Annotated in this window: 18 protein-coding genes; 10 read left to right on the top strand and 8 right to left on the bottom strand. The window is 69.9% G+C overall.

The window, feature by feature from the left end:
• Positions 1-639, bottom strand: a complete 639-nt coding sequence (locus DC434_RS14065) for a DUF3027 domain-containing protein (RefSeq protein WP_116635892.1) — start codon at positions 637-639, stop codon at positions 1-3.
• Positions 623-1,003, bottom strand: a complete 381-nt coding sequence (locus DC434_RS14060; RefSeq protein ID WP_116635891.1) for a cold shock domain-containing protein — start codon at positions 1,001-1,003, stop codon at positions 623-625. The genes DC434_RS14065 and DC434_RS14060 overlap by 17 nt, the downstream gene beginning before the upstream one ends.
• Positions 1,004-1,122: 119 nt before the next feature.
• Here DC434_RS14060 and DC434_RS14055 point away from each other — a divergent pair, with 119 nt between their 5' ends.
• Genes DC434_RS14055 through DC434_RS14045 form a run of 3 tightly spaced genes read left to right on the top strand, consistent with a single transcriptional unit; the run spans position 1,123 to position 4,795 of the window.
• Positions 1,123-1,398 (top strand): multidrug ABC transporter ATPase, encoded by a 276-nt coding sequence (locus DC434_RS14055; RefSeq protein ID WP_116635890.1) that lies wholly within the window; start codon positions 1,123-1,125, stop codon positions 1,396-1,398.
• A gap of 10 nt (positions 1,399-1,408) precedes the next feature.
• Positions 1,409-3,118, top strand: coding sequence for a helicase-associated domain-containing protein (locus DC434_RS14050; RefSeq protein WP_116635889.1), 1,710 nt, complete (start codon positions 1,409-1,411; stop codon positions 3,116-3,118).
• 36 nt (positions 3,119-3,154) lie between these two features.
• A complete protein-coding gene (locus DC434_RS14045) occupies positions 3,155-4,795 on the top strand; it encodes a DNA repair helicase XPB (RefSeq protein ID WP_116635888.1) in 1,641 nt (546 codons plus the stop codon).
• Positions 4,796-4,819: 24 nt separating this feature from the next.
• On the opposite strand, the gene DC434_RS14040 is transcribed toward DC434_RS14045, so the two are convergent.
• Positions 4,820-5,842 (bottom strand): CPBP family intramembrane glutamic endopeptidase, encoded by a 1,023-nt coding sequence (locus DC434_RS14040; protein ID WP_165808077.1) that lies wholly within the window; start codon positions 5,840-5,842, stop codon positions 4,820-4,822.
• A 132-nt stretch (positions 5,843-5,974) separates the two neighbouring features.
• Between DC434_RS14040 and DC434_RS14035 the strand changes: the two genes are divergently transcribed.
• The 3 genes from DC434_RS14035 to DC434_RS14025 all read left to right on the top strand — a co-directional run bounded on the left by DC434_RS14035 (position 5,975) and on the right by DC434_RS14025 (position 8,826).
• Positions 5,975-6,667: a response regulator transcription factor gene (locus DC434_RS14035; protein WP_116635886.1), complete on the top strand. Its 693-nt coding sequence runs from the start codon at positions 5,975-5,977 to the stop codon at positions 6,665-6,667.
• Positions 6,668-6,725: 58 nt separating this feature from the next.
• Complete coding sequence (locus DC434_RS14030) at positions 6,726-8,417, top strand: HAMP domain-containing sensor histidine kinase (RefSeq protein WP_116635885.1); 1,692 nt, start codon at positions 6,726-6,728, stop codon at positions 8,415-8,417.
• A gap of 121 nt (positions 8,418-8,538) precedes the next feature.
• The gene (locus tag DC434_RS14025; RefSeq protein ID WP_116635884.1) at positions 8,539-8,826 is read left to right on the top strand and encodes a WXG100 family type VII secretion target; all 288 of its coding nucleotides are present in this window, start codon (positions 8,539-8,541) and stop codon (positions 8,824-8,826) included.
• Between the two features lie 92 nt (positions 8,827-8,918).
• On the opposite strand, the gene groL is transcribed toward DC434_RS14025, so the two are convergent.
• From groL to DC434_RS14005, 4 genes are all read right to left on the bottom strand, one after another.
• The gene (gene groL / locus DC434_RS14020) at positions 8,919-10,538 is read right to left on the bottom strand and encodes a chaperonin GroEL (protein WP_116635883.1); all 1,620 of its coding nucleotides are present in this window, start codon (positions 10,536-10,538) and stop codon (positions 8,919-8,921) included.
• 124 nt (positions 10,539-10,662) lie between these two features.
• Positions 10,663-11,241, bottom strand: coding sequence for a LytR C-terminal domain-containing protein (locus DC434_RS14015; protein ID WP_243408937.1), 579 nt, complete (start codon positions 11,239-11,241; stop codon positions 10,663-10,665).
• A 71-nt stretch (positions 11,242-11,312) separates the two neighbouring features.
• A complete protein-coding gene (locus tag DC434_RS14010; protein ID WP_116635882.1) occupies positions 11,313-11,570 on the bottom strand; it encodes a DUF3263 domain-containing protein in 258 nt (85 codons plus the stop codon).
• Positions 11,571-11,579: 9 nt separating this feature from the next.
• On the bottom strand, positions 11,580-12,572 hold the full coding sequence (locus DC434_RS14005) for a DUF2332 domain-containing protein (protein ID WP_116635881.1): 993 nt from the start codon (positions 12,570-12,572) through the stop codon (positions 11,580-11,582).
• A 71-nt stretch (positions 12,573-12,643) separates the two neighbouring features.
• Here DC434_RS14005 and msrB point away from each other — a divergent pair, with 71 nt between their 5' ends.
• Positions 12,644-13,048: a peptide-methionine (R)-S-oxide reductase MsrB gene (gene msrB / locus DC434_RS14000; RefSeq protein ID WP_116635880.1), complete on the top strand. Its 405-nt coding sequence runs from the start codon at positions 12,644-12,646 to the stop codon at positions 13,046-13,048.
• Positions 13,045-13,635, top strand: a complete 591-nt coding sequence (locus DC434_RS13995) for a nitroreductase family protein (protein WP_116635879.1) — start codon at positions 13,045-13,047, stop codon at positions 13,633-13,635. The genes msrB and DC434_RS13995 overlap by 4 nt, the downstream gene beginning before the upstream one ends.
• Before the next feature lie 3 nt (positions 13,636-13,638).
• Here the strand turns inward: DC434_RS13995 and DC434_RS13990 are convergent, their stop codons facing one another.
• On the bottom strand, positions 13,639-14,547 hold the full coding sequence (locus DC434_RS13990) for a DMT family transporter (RefSeq protein WP_116635969.1): 909 nt from the start codon (positions 14,545-14,547) through the stop codon (positions 13,639-13,641).
• 102 nt (positions 14,548-14,649) lie between these two features.
• Here DC434_RS13990 and DC434_RS13985 point away from each other — a divergent pair, with 102 nt between their 5' ends.
• Both DC434_RS13985 and DC434_RS13980 read left to right on the top strand, forming a co-directional pair.
• Positions 14,650-15,303, top strand: coding sequence for an SOS response-associated peptidase family protein (locus DC434_RS13985; protein WP_116635878.1), 654 nt, complete (start codon positions 14,650-14,652; stop codon positions 15,301-15,303).
• A gap of 3 nt (positions 15,304-15,306) precedes the next feature.
• The gene (locus tag DC434_RS13980; RefSeq protein WP_116635877.1) at positions 15,307-15,690 is read left to right on the top strand and encodes an MmcQ/YjbR family DNA-binding protein; all 384 of its coding nucleotides are present in this window, start codon (positions 15,307-15,309) and stop codon (positions 15,688-15,690) included.
• Positions 15,691-15,700: the final 10 nt, after the last annotated feature.

The following is a 15,700-nucleotide window of genomic DNA, read 5'->3' as shown; positions in this document are numbered from 1 at the left end:
TCACTCCTCGTCGTCGGAGTCGTCCGCGTCGGCATCGTCGTCGAGGTCTTCGTCCGCGTCGTCTTCCTCGGCGTCGTCTTCATCCTCGTCGAAGCCGTCATCCGTCGAGTCCTCGTCGGACACGCTCGGGTCGAGCTCGTCGATGTCGACCCCGTCGACGTCGCCGGCGTGGAGGACCGTGGCGTGGCCGTCCTCTTCGTCGTCGTCCTCGAGATCGTCGTCGTCGAGTTCTTCCGCGTCCTCGTCGATGTCATCGGCATCGTCGTCCAGGGCCTCGCCGGACTCGGCGGCCTCGGCGGCCGCCTGCTCGGCGAGCTCGATCTGGTGCGCGCGGTAGTCCGCGAGGCGCTCGGCCCACGGGACCCACTCGGGTGCGAGCAGGGCGCCGTCACCGGGGAGCAGCTCGACCTCTAGCACGGTCGGCTCCGCGTCCTCGACGCGGGCGACCGTCACGGTCCAGTACCACCCGGGATAGCCGGGAAGCCGGTTCTCGAACCGCAGCGAGACCGACCCGTCGTCCTCCAGGAGGTAACCCGCGGCGGGGCCGATCGAGGTCGCGGGAGTGATCTCGCGGAGGGCGTCCAGCGCGAGATCGTGGGCGTCGAGGAGACGCGCGTCGGCGTCAGGCTTCGAGGTCATCGGCGACCTTGCGCAGGACGGCCGCGATCTTGCGGCCGTGTCCGGACGACGGATAGCGTCCGCGACGCAGGTCTCCGCCGATGGTGTCGAGGAGCTTCACGAGGTCCTCGACGATGATCGCCATGTCATCGGCCGGGATCCGCTTGGCCTTGGACAGGCTCGGCGGTGCCTCGAGCACGCGCACCGAGAGCGCCTGCAGACCGCGCTTGCCGTCCGCCACTCCGAACTCCACGCGCGCTCCCGCCTTCACCGCGGTGCCGGTGGGCATCGCTGAGGCGTGCAGGAAGACGTCCTGGCCGTCATCGCTGGCGATGAAGCCGAAACCCTTGTCTTCGTCGTAGAACCTGACCTTGCCGGTGGGCATGGGAGAACCTCGCTGAAATCGGTATGCAGAAGAGTGCGCAGGCAGTTGCGCGCGCTCTCCCAGCCTACCGGTCGCCGGACCGGCGGAATCGAGGCCACGGTGCGAGTAGGGTGAGACGGATGAGCACGCAGAATTCCGAACCGGAGATTCCCGTCCGCCGGGTGGATCGCATCCTCGCGTTCTCCGCGCTCGGAATCGCGGCGGCATCCGTGATCTGCTTCTTCGCCATCATCATCGGCACCGCCGTCGGCATGGACCAGTCCGCCTTCGGCGAGGGACTGTGGCCGGTGATCGCCGCGATCCCGTTCTGGGGACTGCCGGTCGCCTTCGTGATGATCATCGCGCTGCTCGTGATGAGCTTCATCCGAAAGGGTCGCGCGGCATCGCGTTCCTGAGGCAGCGCCCATGAGCACACACGCACGACCGCTGGCGGATTGGCTGGCCGCGTCGAGCGATGACGCACTGCGGCACCTCCTGTCGTCCCGCGGGGTGCGACCGGATGTCGCGTGGCAGGATTTCTTCGACGCCGCAGAGGCGCTGCTCGATGCGTCCGCCCTGACGAAGCTCCTCCCCTCCCTCACCGCCTCCGAGGCGGCGGCCCTGCTCCGAGCGACCGACGGCGAGGATGCCGGCCGCGAACGCGATGCGCTCACGGCACTCGCACTCCTCCGACCGGACGGCACCCCCTATGCCCCGCTCGCGTCGGTGCTCGCCGGGCGCTCCGTCGCCGAGGTCGACGAGGTCGCAGCCCCGGGGCCGGCAGCGGAGACCGCGGCCGCGCACGCGGCGGAGCGAGCGTTCACCACGGTCGCCGTGCTCGCCGATGTGCTGCTCGTCGCCCGCGAGACACCGTTCGCGCTGCTCGCCGGCGGCAGCATCAGCGCCGGCGAGAAGCGCCAGCTCGCGGATTCGGGGATCTCGGCCGACATCGTCGACACGCTACTCTCCATCGCCCTCGACGCCGGACTCGCGGTCACCGCGGACCGTCGGCTGCGCACCACGGCCTCGGCGGAGACCTGGTTGCGATCCTCCGTCGCGGATCGCTGGACCGTCCTCGTGACGAGCTTCCGCGCCGCGCTTCCGCGCGGCGTCCGCGCCCCGAGCGGCGGGTGGATTCCCCCCGAGGCCTGGCCGCTCGCGCATCCGTGGGATCCGTCCTGGCCGGAGCGCTCCCGCCTCCTGCGCGAGGCGGCGCGCCTTCTCGGCCTGGTCGCGGAGGACGGCACCGAACCCGAATGGGCGGCGTCCGTGCGTCGCGGCGAGGATGTCGACCCGGCCGCGCTCGTCCGTCTGCTCCCCGCCGAGGTCGATCGCATCTTCCTGCAGAACGATCTCACCGCGATCGCGCCGGGACCGCTCGAGCCCGCGCTCGACGTGCGCCTCCGCGCCATCGCCGCCCGCGAGTCCGCTGCGCAGGCGTCGTCGTACCGCTTCACCGCGGAGTCGATGGCCCACGCCTTCGTCGCCGGCGAGACCGAGGAGTCGATCCTCGAGTTCCTCAAGGGGATCTCCCTCACGGGGATCCCGCAGCCGCTCAGCTACCTGGTCGCCCAGACCGCGCAGCGGCACGGCCTCGTCCGCGTCTCCACCGACGATGAGACCGGCCGCACGCGCATCGAGAGCACCGACCTCCACCTCATCCAGGCCATGGCGGTCGACCAGTCCCTGCGCCCGCTCGCGCTCGCGAAGCACGCCGAGTCGCTCACCACGCGCGTCGGCCGGGAGACCGTCTACTGGGCTCTCACGGACGCGCGCTACCCGGCGACCCTGGTCGGGGCAGACGGCGCCGTCCCGGTGCGGGAACGGCATCCTGCACCTCCCGTCACGGCCGCGCCCGCCGACGATCGCGATCTGAACGGACTGATCGCGCGCCTGCGCGACCATCAGGGCCCGGATGCCGATGCGGCATGGCTCGACCGCGAGCTCGAAGCGGCGGTCCGCGCCAAGGCCGTGCTGCAGGTCACGGTGGGGATGCCGGACGGGTCGACGCGCGAGCTCCTGCTCGAGGCCACCGGGATCGGCGGAGGCCGCCTGCGCGGACGCGATCGGGCAGCCGACGTCGAGCGCACCCTCCCCGTCTCGAGCATCCTGGCCGCATCGATCGTCGTGCCCTAGGCCCCGCACCTCTCGCGCCCGGTAAACTGGACAGCTATGTCTGATGGCCCCCTGATCGTCCAGAGCGATCGCACCGTGCTGCTCGAAGTCGCCCACGCCGACGCCGAGAGCGCCCGGCACGAACTCGCGATCTTCGCGGAGCTGGAACGCGCCCCCGAGCACATCCACACCTACCGGATCACGCGGCTCGGGCTGTGGAACGCGCGGGCCGCCGGCCACACCGCCGAGGACATGCTCGAGACGCTGGACCGCTGGTCACGCTTCCCCGTGCCGCCGTCGGTCGCGGTCGATCTGCGGGAGACCGTCAACCGCTACGGGCGGCTCGTGATCGAGCGCGACGACGAGGGAACGCTCATCCTGCGCTCGTCCGACCCCGCCGTGCTGACCCAGGTCGCGAACAACAAGCGCATCCAGCCGCTGCTGATCGGGCACCCGAACCCTGCGACATTCGTCGTCGACGCGTGGGCACGTGGTCAGATCAAGCAGGAACTGCTCAAGATCGGCTGGCCGGCCGAGGACCTCGCCGGCTACACGCCCGGCACCCCGCACGAGATCGACCTCGCCGAGGACGGCTGGCAGATCCGTCCGTACCAGCAGGATGCCGTCGACGCTTTCTCCAAGGACGGCTCGGGCGTCGTGGTGCTCCCCTGCGGCGCGGGCAAGACGATCGTGGGCGCCGGCGCCATGGCCGCGACCAAGACCACGACGCTGATCCTCGTGACGAACACGGTCTCGGCCCGGCAGTGGCGCGACGAGCTGCTCAAGCGCACGAGCCTGACGCCCGAGGAGATCGGCGAGTACTCCGGTCAGGCCAAGGAGGTCAAGCCCGTCACGATCGCGACGTACCAGATCCTCACGGCCAAGCGGAAGGGCGAGTACGCGCACCTGGCGCTGCTCGACGCCCTCGACTGGGGTCTCATCGTGTACGACGAGGTGCACCTCCTCCCCGCTCCGGTGTTCAAGCTCACCGCCGATCTCCAGGCCCGGCGACGGATCGGACTCACCGCGACGCTCGTCCGCGAGGACGGCCGCGAGGGCGACGTCTTCAGCCTGATCGGCCCCAAGCGGTTCGACGCTCCGTGGAAGCAGATCGAGGCGCAGGGGTTCATCTCCCCCGCCGCCTGCTACGAGGTGCGCGTCGACCTTCCGCCGAGCGACCGGCTCGAGTACGCGGCGGCGACGGACGACGAGCGCTATCGCCTCGCGGCATCCGCTCCCGCCAAGGTCCAGGCCGTGCGCGAGCTGATCGCGAAGCACCCGGGAGAGCGCATCCTGGTGATCGGGCAGTACCTCGACCAGCTCGAGTCGCTCTCCGAAGCGCTGGACGCTCCCCAGATCACCGGTGCGACCCCCGTGGACGAACGCGAGGAGCTCTATCGCGCGTTCCGCGAGGGCGACATCTCGCTGCTCGTGGTCTCGAAGGTGGCGAACTTCTCGATCGACCTGCCCGAGGCATCCGTCGCCATCCAGGTCTCCGGTTCCTTCGGATCCCGCCAGGAGGAGGCCCAGCGCCTCGGTCGCCTGCTGCGACCGAAGCAGTCGGGCCACACGGCGAGCTTCTACACGCTCGTGGCCCGCGACACGATCGACCAGGACTACGCGCAGAACCGCCAGCGCTTCCTCGCCGAGCAGGGCTACAGCTACACGATCATGGACGCCGACGCGATCGCAGCGTGATTCCCTCCGGACCGCTGCCCGCGGTCAGCCGTGGATCACGGTGTCCAGACGATGGGTTCCCTCGGCGCCGCGCGACGCCGGGATCGGCGCCACGGCGAGCGTTCGCTCGATGCCGAGCCGGCGCGCCCACCGATCGGCCAGCAGCGCGTAGACGACCATCGCCGCTGTCGATGCGAGCAGATCGACCGGAGTGCCGGAGGTCGCGTTCGCGTCGACCATCCCGACGGACCCGAACAGGAAGATGAGCACGTTGTTCACGATGTGCAGCGAGATCGCCGCCTCGAGACCGCCCGTCCGCCAGCACAGCCAGGCGGCGACGATCGCGAAGACCCCCACGCTCGCCGCGCCCCAGACGTCGTATCCGTGGCCGAGCACGAACAGCGGGACCGGCAGCAGGATCGCGAACGCCGGATGCCGCAGCCAGCCGCCGACGAGCTGCATCAGGTAGCCCCGGAAGACGTACTCCTCGGCGGCCGCCTGGAAGGGGATCAGCAGGAGCACGAGCAGCACCATGATCCAGAGGTTCGGGTGCGAGAAGTCGGGGACGACCTCGGTGCCCGTGACCGCCGAGAGGCCGAGGGACACGGCGAAGTACACCGCGAAGACGGCGAGGGCGAGCAGCAGGCTCCTGCCGAGCCAGCCGAGCCGCAGCCGGCCCGCCACGGACGACAGCAGCCCCACCCCGCGTCCCTCGACGATGCGCGAGGCCAGCAGGAGCGGCGGGATCATCAGGATCAGCGGCAGCACGAGGACCACGAGAAGCCAGGGGCGGTCGAGGTCGAAGTACTCCATGGTCACCAGGAGCACCTGCAGCTCGGCGCCCCATTCCGGTACCAGCACCGACGCGACGCCCACCGGGACCATGAGGAGCAGCAGCAGCAGCACGTAGAACGCGAGGGCGACGAGCCCCGTGAGCAGCACCCGCCACCAGCGATACCGCGGGCGCACACGCGCGAGACGGTGGAAGGCGATCTGTTCGGCCGGCGCGGGCGTCTGCGCGGCGGTGACGGGTACGGGGGCGGCGATGTCGTCCTCGGTCGAGCTCATGCATCGATCCTCTCGGGTGCGGCTGTGGATCGCATCCGACCACGGGAGGATTTCGCGGCTCGTCGGAGGCGACACCCCGCCGTTCCGGACAATAGTCAGCATCCGCATTGCCGAAGTCACCATAATGGGGACATGACTGATGCGCGCATCCTGGTCGTCGATGACGAGCCCAACATCCGCGACCTGCTCTCCACGGGTCTCAGCTTCGCCGGATTCCAGGTGAAGACGGTGGCCAACGGCGCCGCCACGATCTCGGCCGTCCTCGAGGAGGAGCCGGACCTCATCATCCTCGACGTCATGCTCCCGGACATGAACGGCTTCAGCGTGACGAAGCGGCTCCGCGGTGCCGGATTCACGGCTCCGATCCTGTTCCTCACGGCGAAGGACGGCACCGAGGACAAGATCGAGGGACTCAACGCCGGCGGCGACGACTACGTCACCAAGCCGTTCAGCCTCGACGAGATCGTCGCCAGGGCGCAGGCGATCCTCCGCCGCACCATGCAGGCCGACGAGGAGTCGATCATCCGCGCGGGTGAGCTGTCGATGGACCAGGACACGCACGATGTCCATGTCGGCAAGGAGGCGATCGAGCTCAGCCCCACCGAGTTCAAGCTGCTGCGCTACCTGATGCTGAACCCGAACCGCGTGCTGTCGAAGGCGCAGATCCTCGACCACGTCTGGGAGTACGACTTCAACGGCGACGCCGGCATCGTGGAGAGTTACATCTCCTACCTCCGTCGCAAGATCGATCCGCACACCGAGGAGTCGCTGATCCAGACGAAGCGCGGCTTCGGATACATGCTCAAGGTCGGCAAGACGGTCTGACGACCGCACGACCCCCGACGCCGTTCCGCGGCGCAGACGCCGCACCCGGGAGGACCGCATGGCGCACAAGCCCGATGCGGTCACCAGCTGGTGGCGGCGGACCAGCCTGCGGGCGAAGGTCACGGGCGTCACCGTCGCGGTGCTCGCCCTCGGTCTGCTCGTCGCCGGGATCGGCACGGTCCCGATCCTGCGCACGGCACTCGTCGGGAACATCGACGCCCAGCTTCCGGCGCTCGTCTCCAGCGACCTCGCAGACCGCTACTTCGAGATGACGACCGTCGAAGGCGACACGATCTACACGCCGCGCGACCAGCAGCCCCGTGACTTCGCGTTCGCGATCTACGACGCCGACGGCGTGCTGCAGGCCTCGACCGCGGACGCGTCGGAGGCAGGACCGCTCTTCCCGGAGAGCTACCCCCTCGCGAAGGCGCAGTCGGAGGCCGACACGACCTTCGATCTTCCGGGTGCGGATGCATCCGTGTACCGCGCCGCCGTCGCCACGGTTCCGGGCGACGGCGGCGAACTGCGCATCCAGGTCGTCGCCATGCCGCTCGCCGAGGTCGATCGCATCCTCAGCCAGTATTTCGGCATCTACATCACGATCGCGCTGATCACGATCCTCATCGCGGCCCTCCTCACCCGCGGTCTCGTCACGCTCACGTTCCGCCGACTGGGTCAGGTCGAGGCCACCGCCATGTCGATCGCCGCCGGCGACTTCCGCCAACGGCTCACCGACCTCGAGCCCACCACCGAGGTGGGCCGCCTGAACAGCGCCATCAACACCATGCTCGATCGCGTGGACCGCTCCCTCGCTCAGCGCGATCGCACGGTCCAGCACATGCGCCGGTTCATCGGCGATGCCAGTCATGAGCTGCGCACCCCGCTCGTCAGCGTCCGCGGCTACGCGGAGCTCTACCGGATGGGTGCCATCCAGGGCGAGGAGGACACGGCGCGCGCCATGGAGCGCATCGAGAAGGAGGCGATCCGGATGGGCGTCCTCGTCGAGGACCTCCTCGCTCTCGCCCGCCTCGACGAGGAACGCGAGCCCGAGATCGAACCGCTCGACCTGCGCCCCATCGCCCGCGATGCCGCTCTCGACGTGCGGGCCGCGGCCCCCGGGCGCACGGTCACGGTCATCGACCGCACGGTCGAGGTGACGGACACCGCGACCGTGCGGATCGCCCCCGTGCCTGCCCCGGCTGCCGCTCGGCTCACGCCGCGCGGCCTCTCCCGCGGCACTCTGGCGCGGCTGCGTCGCCGACCGCGACAGCCGGAGCAGCCGCCGGCGATCGACTTCACCGAGGTTCCCGACACCCCCGTGCGCACCCCGCCCATCGTCCTCGGCGAGGAGAACAAGGTGCGCCAGGTCGTCACCAACCTCCTCGGCAACGCGCGGCGGTTCTCGCCTGAGGACGGCCCCATCGAGATCGTCGTCGACTCCGACCGGGTGCGGGGCACCGGGAGCATCGCGGTCGTCGATCACGGCGAGGGCATCCCCCCGCAGATCCGCGAGCAGATCTTCGAGCGCTTCTGGCGCGCCGACACCTCACGCGCCAGAGAGACCGGCGGCTCCGGACTGGGGCTCGCGATCGTCGCCTCGATCGTGAAGGCGCTGCACGGCTCGGTGGCGGTGTCGGAGACCCCCGGCGGCGGCGCGACGTTCACGGTCACGCTCCCCCTCGCGCCTTCCCGGGCGACACCCGCGCACCTGCTCGAGGACACCCAGCCCCTCGACCGTCTGGAGCTGTGAGCGCCCTCCACCGCCACCACTCGTGGCCGGTTGTGCACAGTCGGCGGCGGCACCGCCGATCGGAACGGCTGCCGCTCCCCTCAGGCCTCTAGCGTCGGAGCTCCAACGAGAAGGAGTTCCCATGTCTGTCTTCACCGTCGACACCGACGCCGTCGAGTCCGCGAACGCGGCGACCCGCGGCACGATCGAGAGGCTTCGCAGCGAGTCCCGCACGCTCATGGCGCAGCTGCAGCAGCTGCAGTCGTCGTGGATGGGCGATGCGTCGAACGCGTTTCAGATCTGCGCCGAGCAGTGGCAGGGGGCGCAGCTGCATGTGGAGCAGGTGCTCGACTCGATCGGCACCTCGCTCGGATCGGCCGCTGCGCAGTATGCGGATGCCGATCGATACTCGGCGAGCCTGTTCCGCTGATCCCGGTCCTCACCAGAGGGCGGAAACGCCGAACGCCCCCGGCCGGAGCCGGGGGCGTTCTGTGCGACGGAGTCGCTGACCTCATGCGAGCGTCAGAAGTCCATGCCACCCGACGGGTCGCCCATCGGTGCCGCAGCCTTCTCGGGCTTGTCGGCGACGACGACCTCGGTCGTGAGGAAGAGAGCCGCGATCGACGCTGCGTTCTGCAGAGCCGAACGGGTCACCTTCGCCGGGTCGATGATCCCCGCAGCGAACATGTCGACGTACTCGCCCGTTGCCGCGTTCAGGCCCTGGCCCGAGGGAAGCTCGGAGACCTTGTTCGCGACGACGCCCGGCTCGAGACCGGCGTTCAGCGCGATCTGCTTCAGCGGAGCCTCGATGGCGACGCGGACGATGTTGGCACCGGTCGCCTCGTCACCCGTGAGCGACAGAGCGTCGAGAGCCTTCGTGCCCGACTGGATGAGCGCGACGCCACCACCGGGGACGATGCCCTCTTCCACAGCAGCCTTCGCGTTGCGGACGGCGTCCTCGATGCGGTGCTTGCGCTCCTTGAGCTCGACCTCGGTCGCCGCACCCGCCTTGATGACGGCAACGCCGCCGGCGAGCTTGGCGAGGCGCTCCTGGAGCTTCTCGCGGTCGTAGTCGCTGTCGGTGTTCTCGATCTCACGACGGATCTGCGTGACGCGACCCTCGATCTGGTCGGCCTCACCGGCGCCCTCGACGATCGTGGTCTCGTCCTTCGTGACGATGACCTTGCGTGCACGACCCAGCAGGTCGAGCGTGGCGTTCTCGAGCTTCAGGCCGACCTCTTCGGTGATGACCTGACCACCGGTGAGGATCGCGATGTCCTGCAGCTGCGCCTTGCGACGGTCGCCGAAGCCGGGAGCCTTGACGGCGACCGACTTGAAGATGCCCTTGAGCTTGTTGAGCACGAGCGTCGCGAGAGCCTCGCCCTCGACGTCCTCGGCGATGATGACGAGCTCCTTGCCGTCCTGGATCACCTTGTCGACGATGGGCAGAAGGTCCTTGATGTTCGAGATCTTCTGGTTCGCGATGAGGATGTAGGCGTCCTCGAAGACGGCTTCCTGACGGTCGGGGTCCGTGACGAAGTACGGGTTCAGGTAGCCCTTGTCGAAGCGCATGCCCTCGGTGAGCTCGAGCTCGGTGCCGAAGGTCTGCGACTCCTCGACGGTGACCACACCCTCCTTGCCGACCTTGTCGATCGCCTCGGCGATCAGCTCGCCGATCGCGGGGTCGGCAGCCGAGATGGAAGCGGTCGCAGCGATCTGCTCCTTGGAGTCGATCTCCTTGGCGCTGGCGAGCAGCTCCTCGGTGATGGCCGCGACGGCCTTCTCGATGCCGCGCTTCAGCGAGATCGGGTCGGCGCCGGCTGCGACGTTGCGCAGACCTTCGCGGACGAGCGCCTGAGCCAGGACCGTGGCGGTCGTGGTGCCGTCACCGGCGACGTCGTCGGTCTTCTTGGCGACCTCCTTGACGAGCTCCGCACCGATCTTCTCGTACGGGTCGTCGAGCTCGATCTCCTTGGCGATGGAGACACCGTCGTTCGTGATCGTGGGGGCGCCCCACTTCTTCTCGAGGACGACGTTGCGGCCACGCGGGCCGAGGGTCACCTTGACCGCGTCGGCGAGGATGTTGAGGCCGCGCTCGAGGCCGCGGCGGGCCTCCTCATCGAAAGCAATGATCTTTGCCATGAGTTTTTTCGTCCCTCCTGGACGTAGACGTTGGGTTTAGCACTCGGAGTAAGAGAGTGCTAACGCCATTCTGGCACTCGACACCACCGAGTGCAAGCCGCCGGGGACGGGGCGCATCCCGATGTCAGGAGGCGGGAGTCTCGGCAGGAGTCTCGGGCACCGTGGTGGATCGATCGAGGCCGATGACGACGGTGATCTGCTTCGCGCCGGTGTCGTTCAGCGCCGCGTAGAAGTCGCTCTGCTGGACCTCGGCGCCGCCGATGACGCGCGCCAGGCCGATCGCTGCGAGCTCGTCCTCTTCCGCGACGTAGTAGACGGTGGTGGTCTCGAAGTCCACGCTCGCGCTGTCACTCGCATAGACGCTGTCCGCGAGCCAGCCGCTGTTGATCAGCAGGTCGCGCATCTGCGTGTCGAGCCCCTCTTCAGGCGTCGCGTTCAGGATCATCACCGAGATGGTCGTGTCGACGACTCCGGTCTCCTCGGGGGTGGGCACGGAGCTCGGCGCGGTCTCGGGGAACAGCGAGATGCGACCCATGACGACCAGCGAGCCGAAGATGCCGGCGATGATGAGCACCAGGGCCGCGACGAAGGACCACAGCAGAACGACCCAGCCGTTCATCCCGGGGGTCTCGGCACGGTGGGCCCCGACGCGTCCGGAGGAGCGGGGGACGTCATCGAAGCGATCGCGGCTGGGCTTGGACACCCCTCGATGCTAGCGGCACGTTCCTGTCAATCCGTTCCGCGGCGCGGGCGCGGAACCGCCATCGGGCAGGATCAGCCGACGAATCGCGGAGTGCGGGCGGTGCGCTGGGCGGCCCGGCTGTCGCGGATCCGCCGCAGACGGCGCACCAGCATCGGGTCGTATTCGAGCGCGACGTCGGACTCGATCAGACGCCCCAGAACCTGGTAGTACCGCGCCGCGCTCATGCCGAGCTGGGCCCGGATCACCTCTTCCTTCGCCCCGCCGTGGCGCGGCCACGACGCCTCGAGGGCGAGGATCGCGCGATCGCGCTCCGTGAGATCTCCGAGCATGGCTCCAGGTTAGGACGCATCAGCCGCGACGGCCGCGCGCCACTCCCACCAGCGCCCGAGCGGATCCGCCGCAGCACGGACGCGGCCGTCGAGGGCGACGACGAAGCCCGGCCAGGCTCCCGCGTCGACGGGAGGCTCCCAGACGTCGAGCAGACCGGGTGGATCGATCGTGATCCACCGCGCGGGCAGCCCGGAGATGCGGTCGATCAGAGCGGTCCGCGCCGCCCGGGGGATGTGCACGAGCACGCCCGGCGTGGTGATGACGAGCGTCGCACCGGCGGGGGCCTCGGCCGCGAGCGCATCGATCTCCGCCAGCGCGTCGCCCGCGACGAGACGAGGAGGATCGGATGCCGCGATGTCGAGCGCGGCATCGATCCGCTCTTCCCGCCCGCTCTCCCCCGGCCAGACCAGGGCTCGCAGCCAGCTCCGATCCCGGTCGTCCCCCGCGTGCAGCGGCGCCAGGTCGATGCCGGCCCGCCAGACGACCTCCGGCATCCGCAGCGGTGGCAGGACGCCCGAGACCCGGCTCTCCAGGGTCACGGTCGATCGGCCGTCGTCAGGGTCGAGCGCGGCCCGGAGCGCTCCGTCCTCGCCGACGAAGCGATAGGAGAAGCGGTCCGGATAGAGGCACAGCCCCGCGGACGCGCCGATCTCGAGCATCGCGACAGGCCCCTCGATCTCCGACAGCACGGGGAGCAGCGCGGCGAGCCGCAGAGGCTCGTTGGTCTGGAGCTGCCGCGCCGTGCACGCGGCGACGATCTCGTCGGCATTCCGCACGACGAAGCGCCGCCACGCCGGGTAGCCGCCGAGGTCGGCGCCGAGCAGCCGCGTCACCGCGAACACGAGGGGCGGCTGCCGCCTCGACTCGGGGATCCGCAGGAGGATCCGCTGCACCTCGGGATCGGCGGCGACGCCGGCCGCCCACTCCTCGTAGAGCGCGCTGCGGCCCGGGGCCTCATCCCGGGCGAACCGCGCGTAGCGCTGCTGGACAGCATCCGTCATCCGTCCATTCTGACTCGGCGCACCCGACGCCCCGGCGCAGGAGGGAGAATGGAGGGGACTCAGGAGGATACATGTCGTACAGCGTGGACAAGACCGAAGACGAGTGGCGCCGCGAGCTCGGCGATGAGCAGTACGCCGTGCTGCGCCAGGCCGCGACCGAACGCGCATGGACGGGCGAGCTGCTCGACGAGAAGCGCTCGGGCCTGTACACCTGTGGAGCGTGCGACGCCGAGCTCTTCAAGAGCGGCACCAAGTTCGACTCCGGCTGCGGATGGCCGAGCTTCTACGAGTCGATCCGCCCCGAGGCGGTCGAGCTCATCGAGGACTCCAGCCTCGGCATGGTGCGCACCGAGGTGCGCTGCGCGAACTGCGGCTCCCACCTCGGACACGTGTTCCCCGACGGGTTCGGCACGCCGACCGGTGACCGCTACTGCATGAACTCGATCGCGATGAACTTCACGCCCGACGAGTCGTGAGCGCGCTCGACGCCGTTCGCGCCAGGCAGTCCTGGTCGAAGGTCGATGACACCGCGCCGACGCGCGAGGAGCTGGTGACCCTCGTCGCCGCGGCCGGCCGTGTCGCCGACCACTCCTCGCTGCGTCCCTGGCGTCTGATCGAGCTGCGAGGCACCGATCGCGAGGCGCTGGGCGCCGCGATCGCGAAGGCCGAAGGCGACAAGTCGCCGTCCTCGAAGCCCCTTCGCGCGCCGCTGCTCATCGCGGTGGTGGCCAGCTACCGCAAGAGCGACAAGGTGCCGCGCTGGGAGCAGGAGGCCACCGCATCCGGCGTCGCCCACACGCTGAGCCTGCTGCTCGACGAGGCCGGCTGGGGCGTCCTCTGGCGCACCGGGCACTACACGCGGTCGAAGGCGGTCGCCCAGGCGCACGGACTCGCGAAGAACGAGGAGCTCCTCGGCTGGCTGTACGTCGGCGGCAAGCCCGCCGGGCGCAAGCCGGGCCGGCGCAAGGCCGTCGATGCCCGCAAGCTCCTGACCCGCATGCCGGCGAGGACCGAGCCGATCGAGAAGACGGCGAAGAAGGCGAAGAAGGCGAAGAAGAAGTAGTCGTCAGCGCCGGGGCCGGATCCGCGCGACGACGACGGATGCCACGGCGACGATCACCATCGCGATGATCTGCCAGAGCGCGGGACCCGCCGCCGTCGGCCAGAAGAGGTCGATCACGACCGAGGTCACGAGCTGCCCGAGCACGGACCCCAGCCCCATCAGGAGCACGCCCGTGTGCGCGACGATGAACGCTCCGAGGAGGATGTAGGCGGCTCCGAGGAAACCACCCAGGTACAGCCACGGCTCGGCCGGCGGAGCGTCGGGCATCCCGCGGACCGCGATGCTCACTCCGGCGGCAGCGGCCAGCACGATCGTGCCGGCGATGAAGCTCATCAGCGTGGCGGCGATGGGCGACTCGACCCTCTGCGCGAGCCGTCCGTTGGTCGCCGCCTGCCACGCGATGCCGACGCCGGTCGCGAACGGCAGCAGCAGCATCCACAGCGGCGCCGATGCGAGCACGTCGCCGGAGAGCGAGATCGCGACCGCGGCGAGCGCGAGCGCTCCCCCGGCCAGGCGACCGGGGGTGACCGCGACGACTCCGGCCGGGCCGAAGCCGATCCGGTCGAGCACCAGTCCGTTCAGCGTCTGTCCGGCCACGACCCCGACGGTGAACAGCGAGACGCCCAGCACTCCCGCGGTCAGGCCCTGGGTGGAGACGGTGAGGGCGCCGCAGGCGCCGCCGAGCAGCATCCAGAACGGGATCCGCCCGTGTCGGATCCCGCCGACGAGGCGCACGACGCCACGACGCGCCGAGGGGATGCAGGAGATCACGACGACGAGGGCGAGGAGGCCGACCGCGAACGAGATCAGCCCGGCGACGACGCCGTCGTCGACCTTCACGCCGAGCACGCCGTTGATGCGGGCCTGGATCGCCGTCATGACGCCGATGGCTGCTGCGCCGCCGAGCGCCAGGGGCACGGGAAGCCGGCGGGTATCGGGCACCTGTCGACACTACCCGAGCGGCGGAAGACCGCAGACCGGGCGGATGTCGGCGGCCACGGCTACGCTGACGACATGTGCGCGAGCTATGGTCTCGATCCCCGGTTCACCGACGCAGAGCTTCTGGCCGCGGCCGACGACGCGGTCCTGGAAGGCCTGCGCGTCTGGGCCGAGGAGAACGCCGGCGAGACCCTGCGTCCGACCGGGAAGAACCTGCGGAACCTCAATCCGATCATCGTGCAGCCGGAGACCGCGCCGACGCTGGAGCCGGCGTGGTGGGGGTACCTCGTGAACGGCGAACCCGCCAGGTTCCCGTCGATCAACACGCGCTCGGAGCGCCTGCAGGACCGGCCCGGCAGTGCGAAGTCCCGCGCGATCGTGCCGGCGACGAGCTGGTTCGAGATGCAGAAGCCGTCCCGGCAGTGGCATGAGTTCCTCGTCGACGACGGCGCGCTGTTCGGCATGGCGGCCGTGACCCAGCGGGGGCGCACCGCCGACGTCGCGTGGTTCACCTGCTACTCGATCGTGATGCGACCGGCGCCGGAGCACCTCGCCGGCGTGCACGATCGCATGCCGGTGCTCGTCCCGGCGTCGTTCGCCGGGGAATGGCTGACGGCCGACACCGGCCGCGAGGTGGTCGACGAGGCGCTGCTCGCGGCCGCCGACCTCGACGATCGCGTGCAGGTGAAGCCGCGCAACGACGACAAGCGCGCCGAACGGCTGTTCTGACGCGTGGATGCGCAGGAACTGACGTCGGCCGCCGCCGGGCGCGCGGATGAGCTGCCCGGCTCGGCGCTCGAGAATCCGTTCGGCCCCGAATGGGACGTGTACAAGGTGCGGGGCCGCGTCTTCCTCCTCCTGCCGCTGGACGACACGGGGCGTGTCACGCTCAAGTCGCAGCCCGACGACGCGAAGGCTCTCCGAGAGACGTTCGCCGACATCGTCCCGGGGTACCACATGAACAAGAAGCACTGGATCACGCTCACCCCCGGCTCGTCGCTCGAGGAGGGCCTGGTCACGGAACTCGTGACCGAGTCGTACCTCCTCGTCGTCGAGAAGCTCCCGAGGGCGCAGCGCCCGGTCGACCCCCAGACCTTCGGGCGACCGGCCGACTGATCTCGGCGCC

The sequence above is a fragment of the Microbacterium sp. TPD7012 genome, from assembly GCF_003075395.1.
Lineage (GTDB): Bacteria > Actinomycetota > Actinomycetes > Actinomycetales > Microbacteriaceae > Microbacterium.
This window is presented reverse-complemented; position numbering and strand designations above follow the sequence as displayed.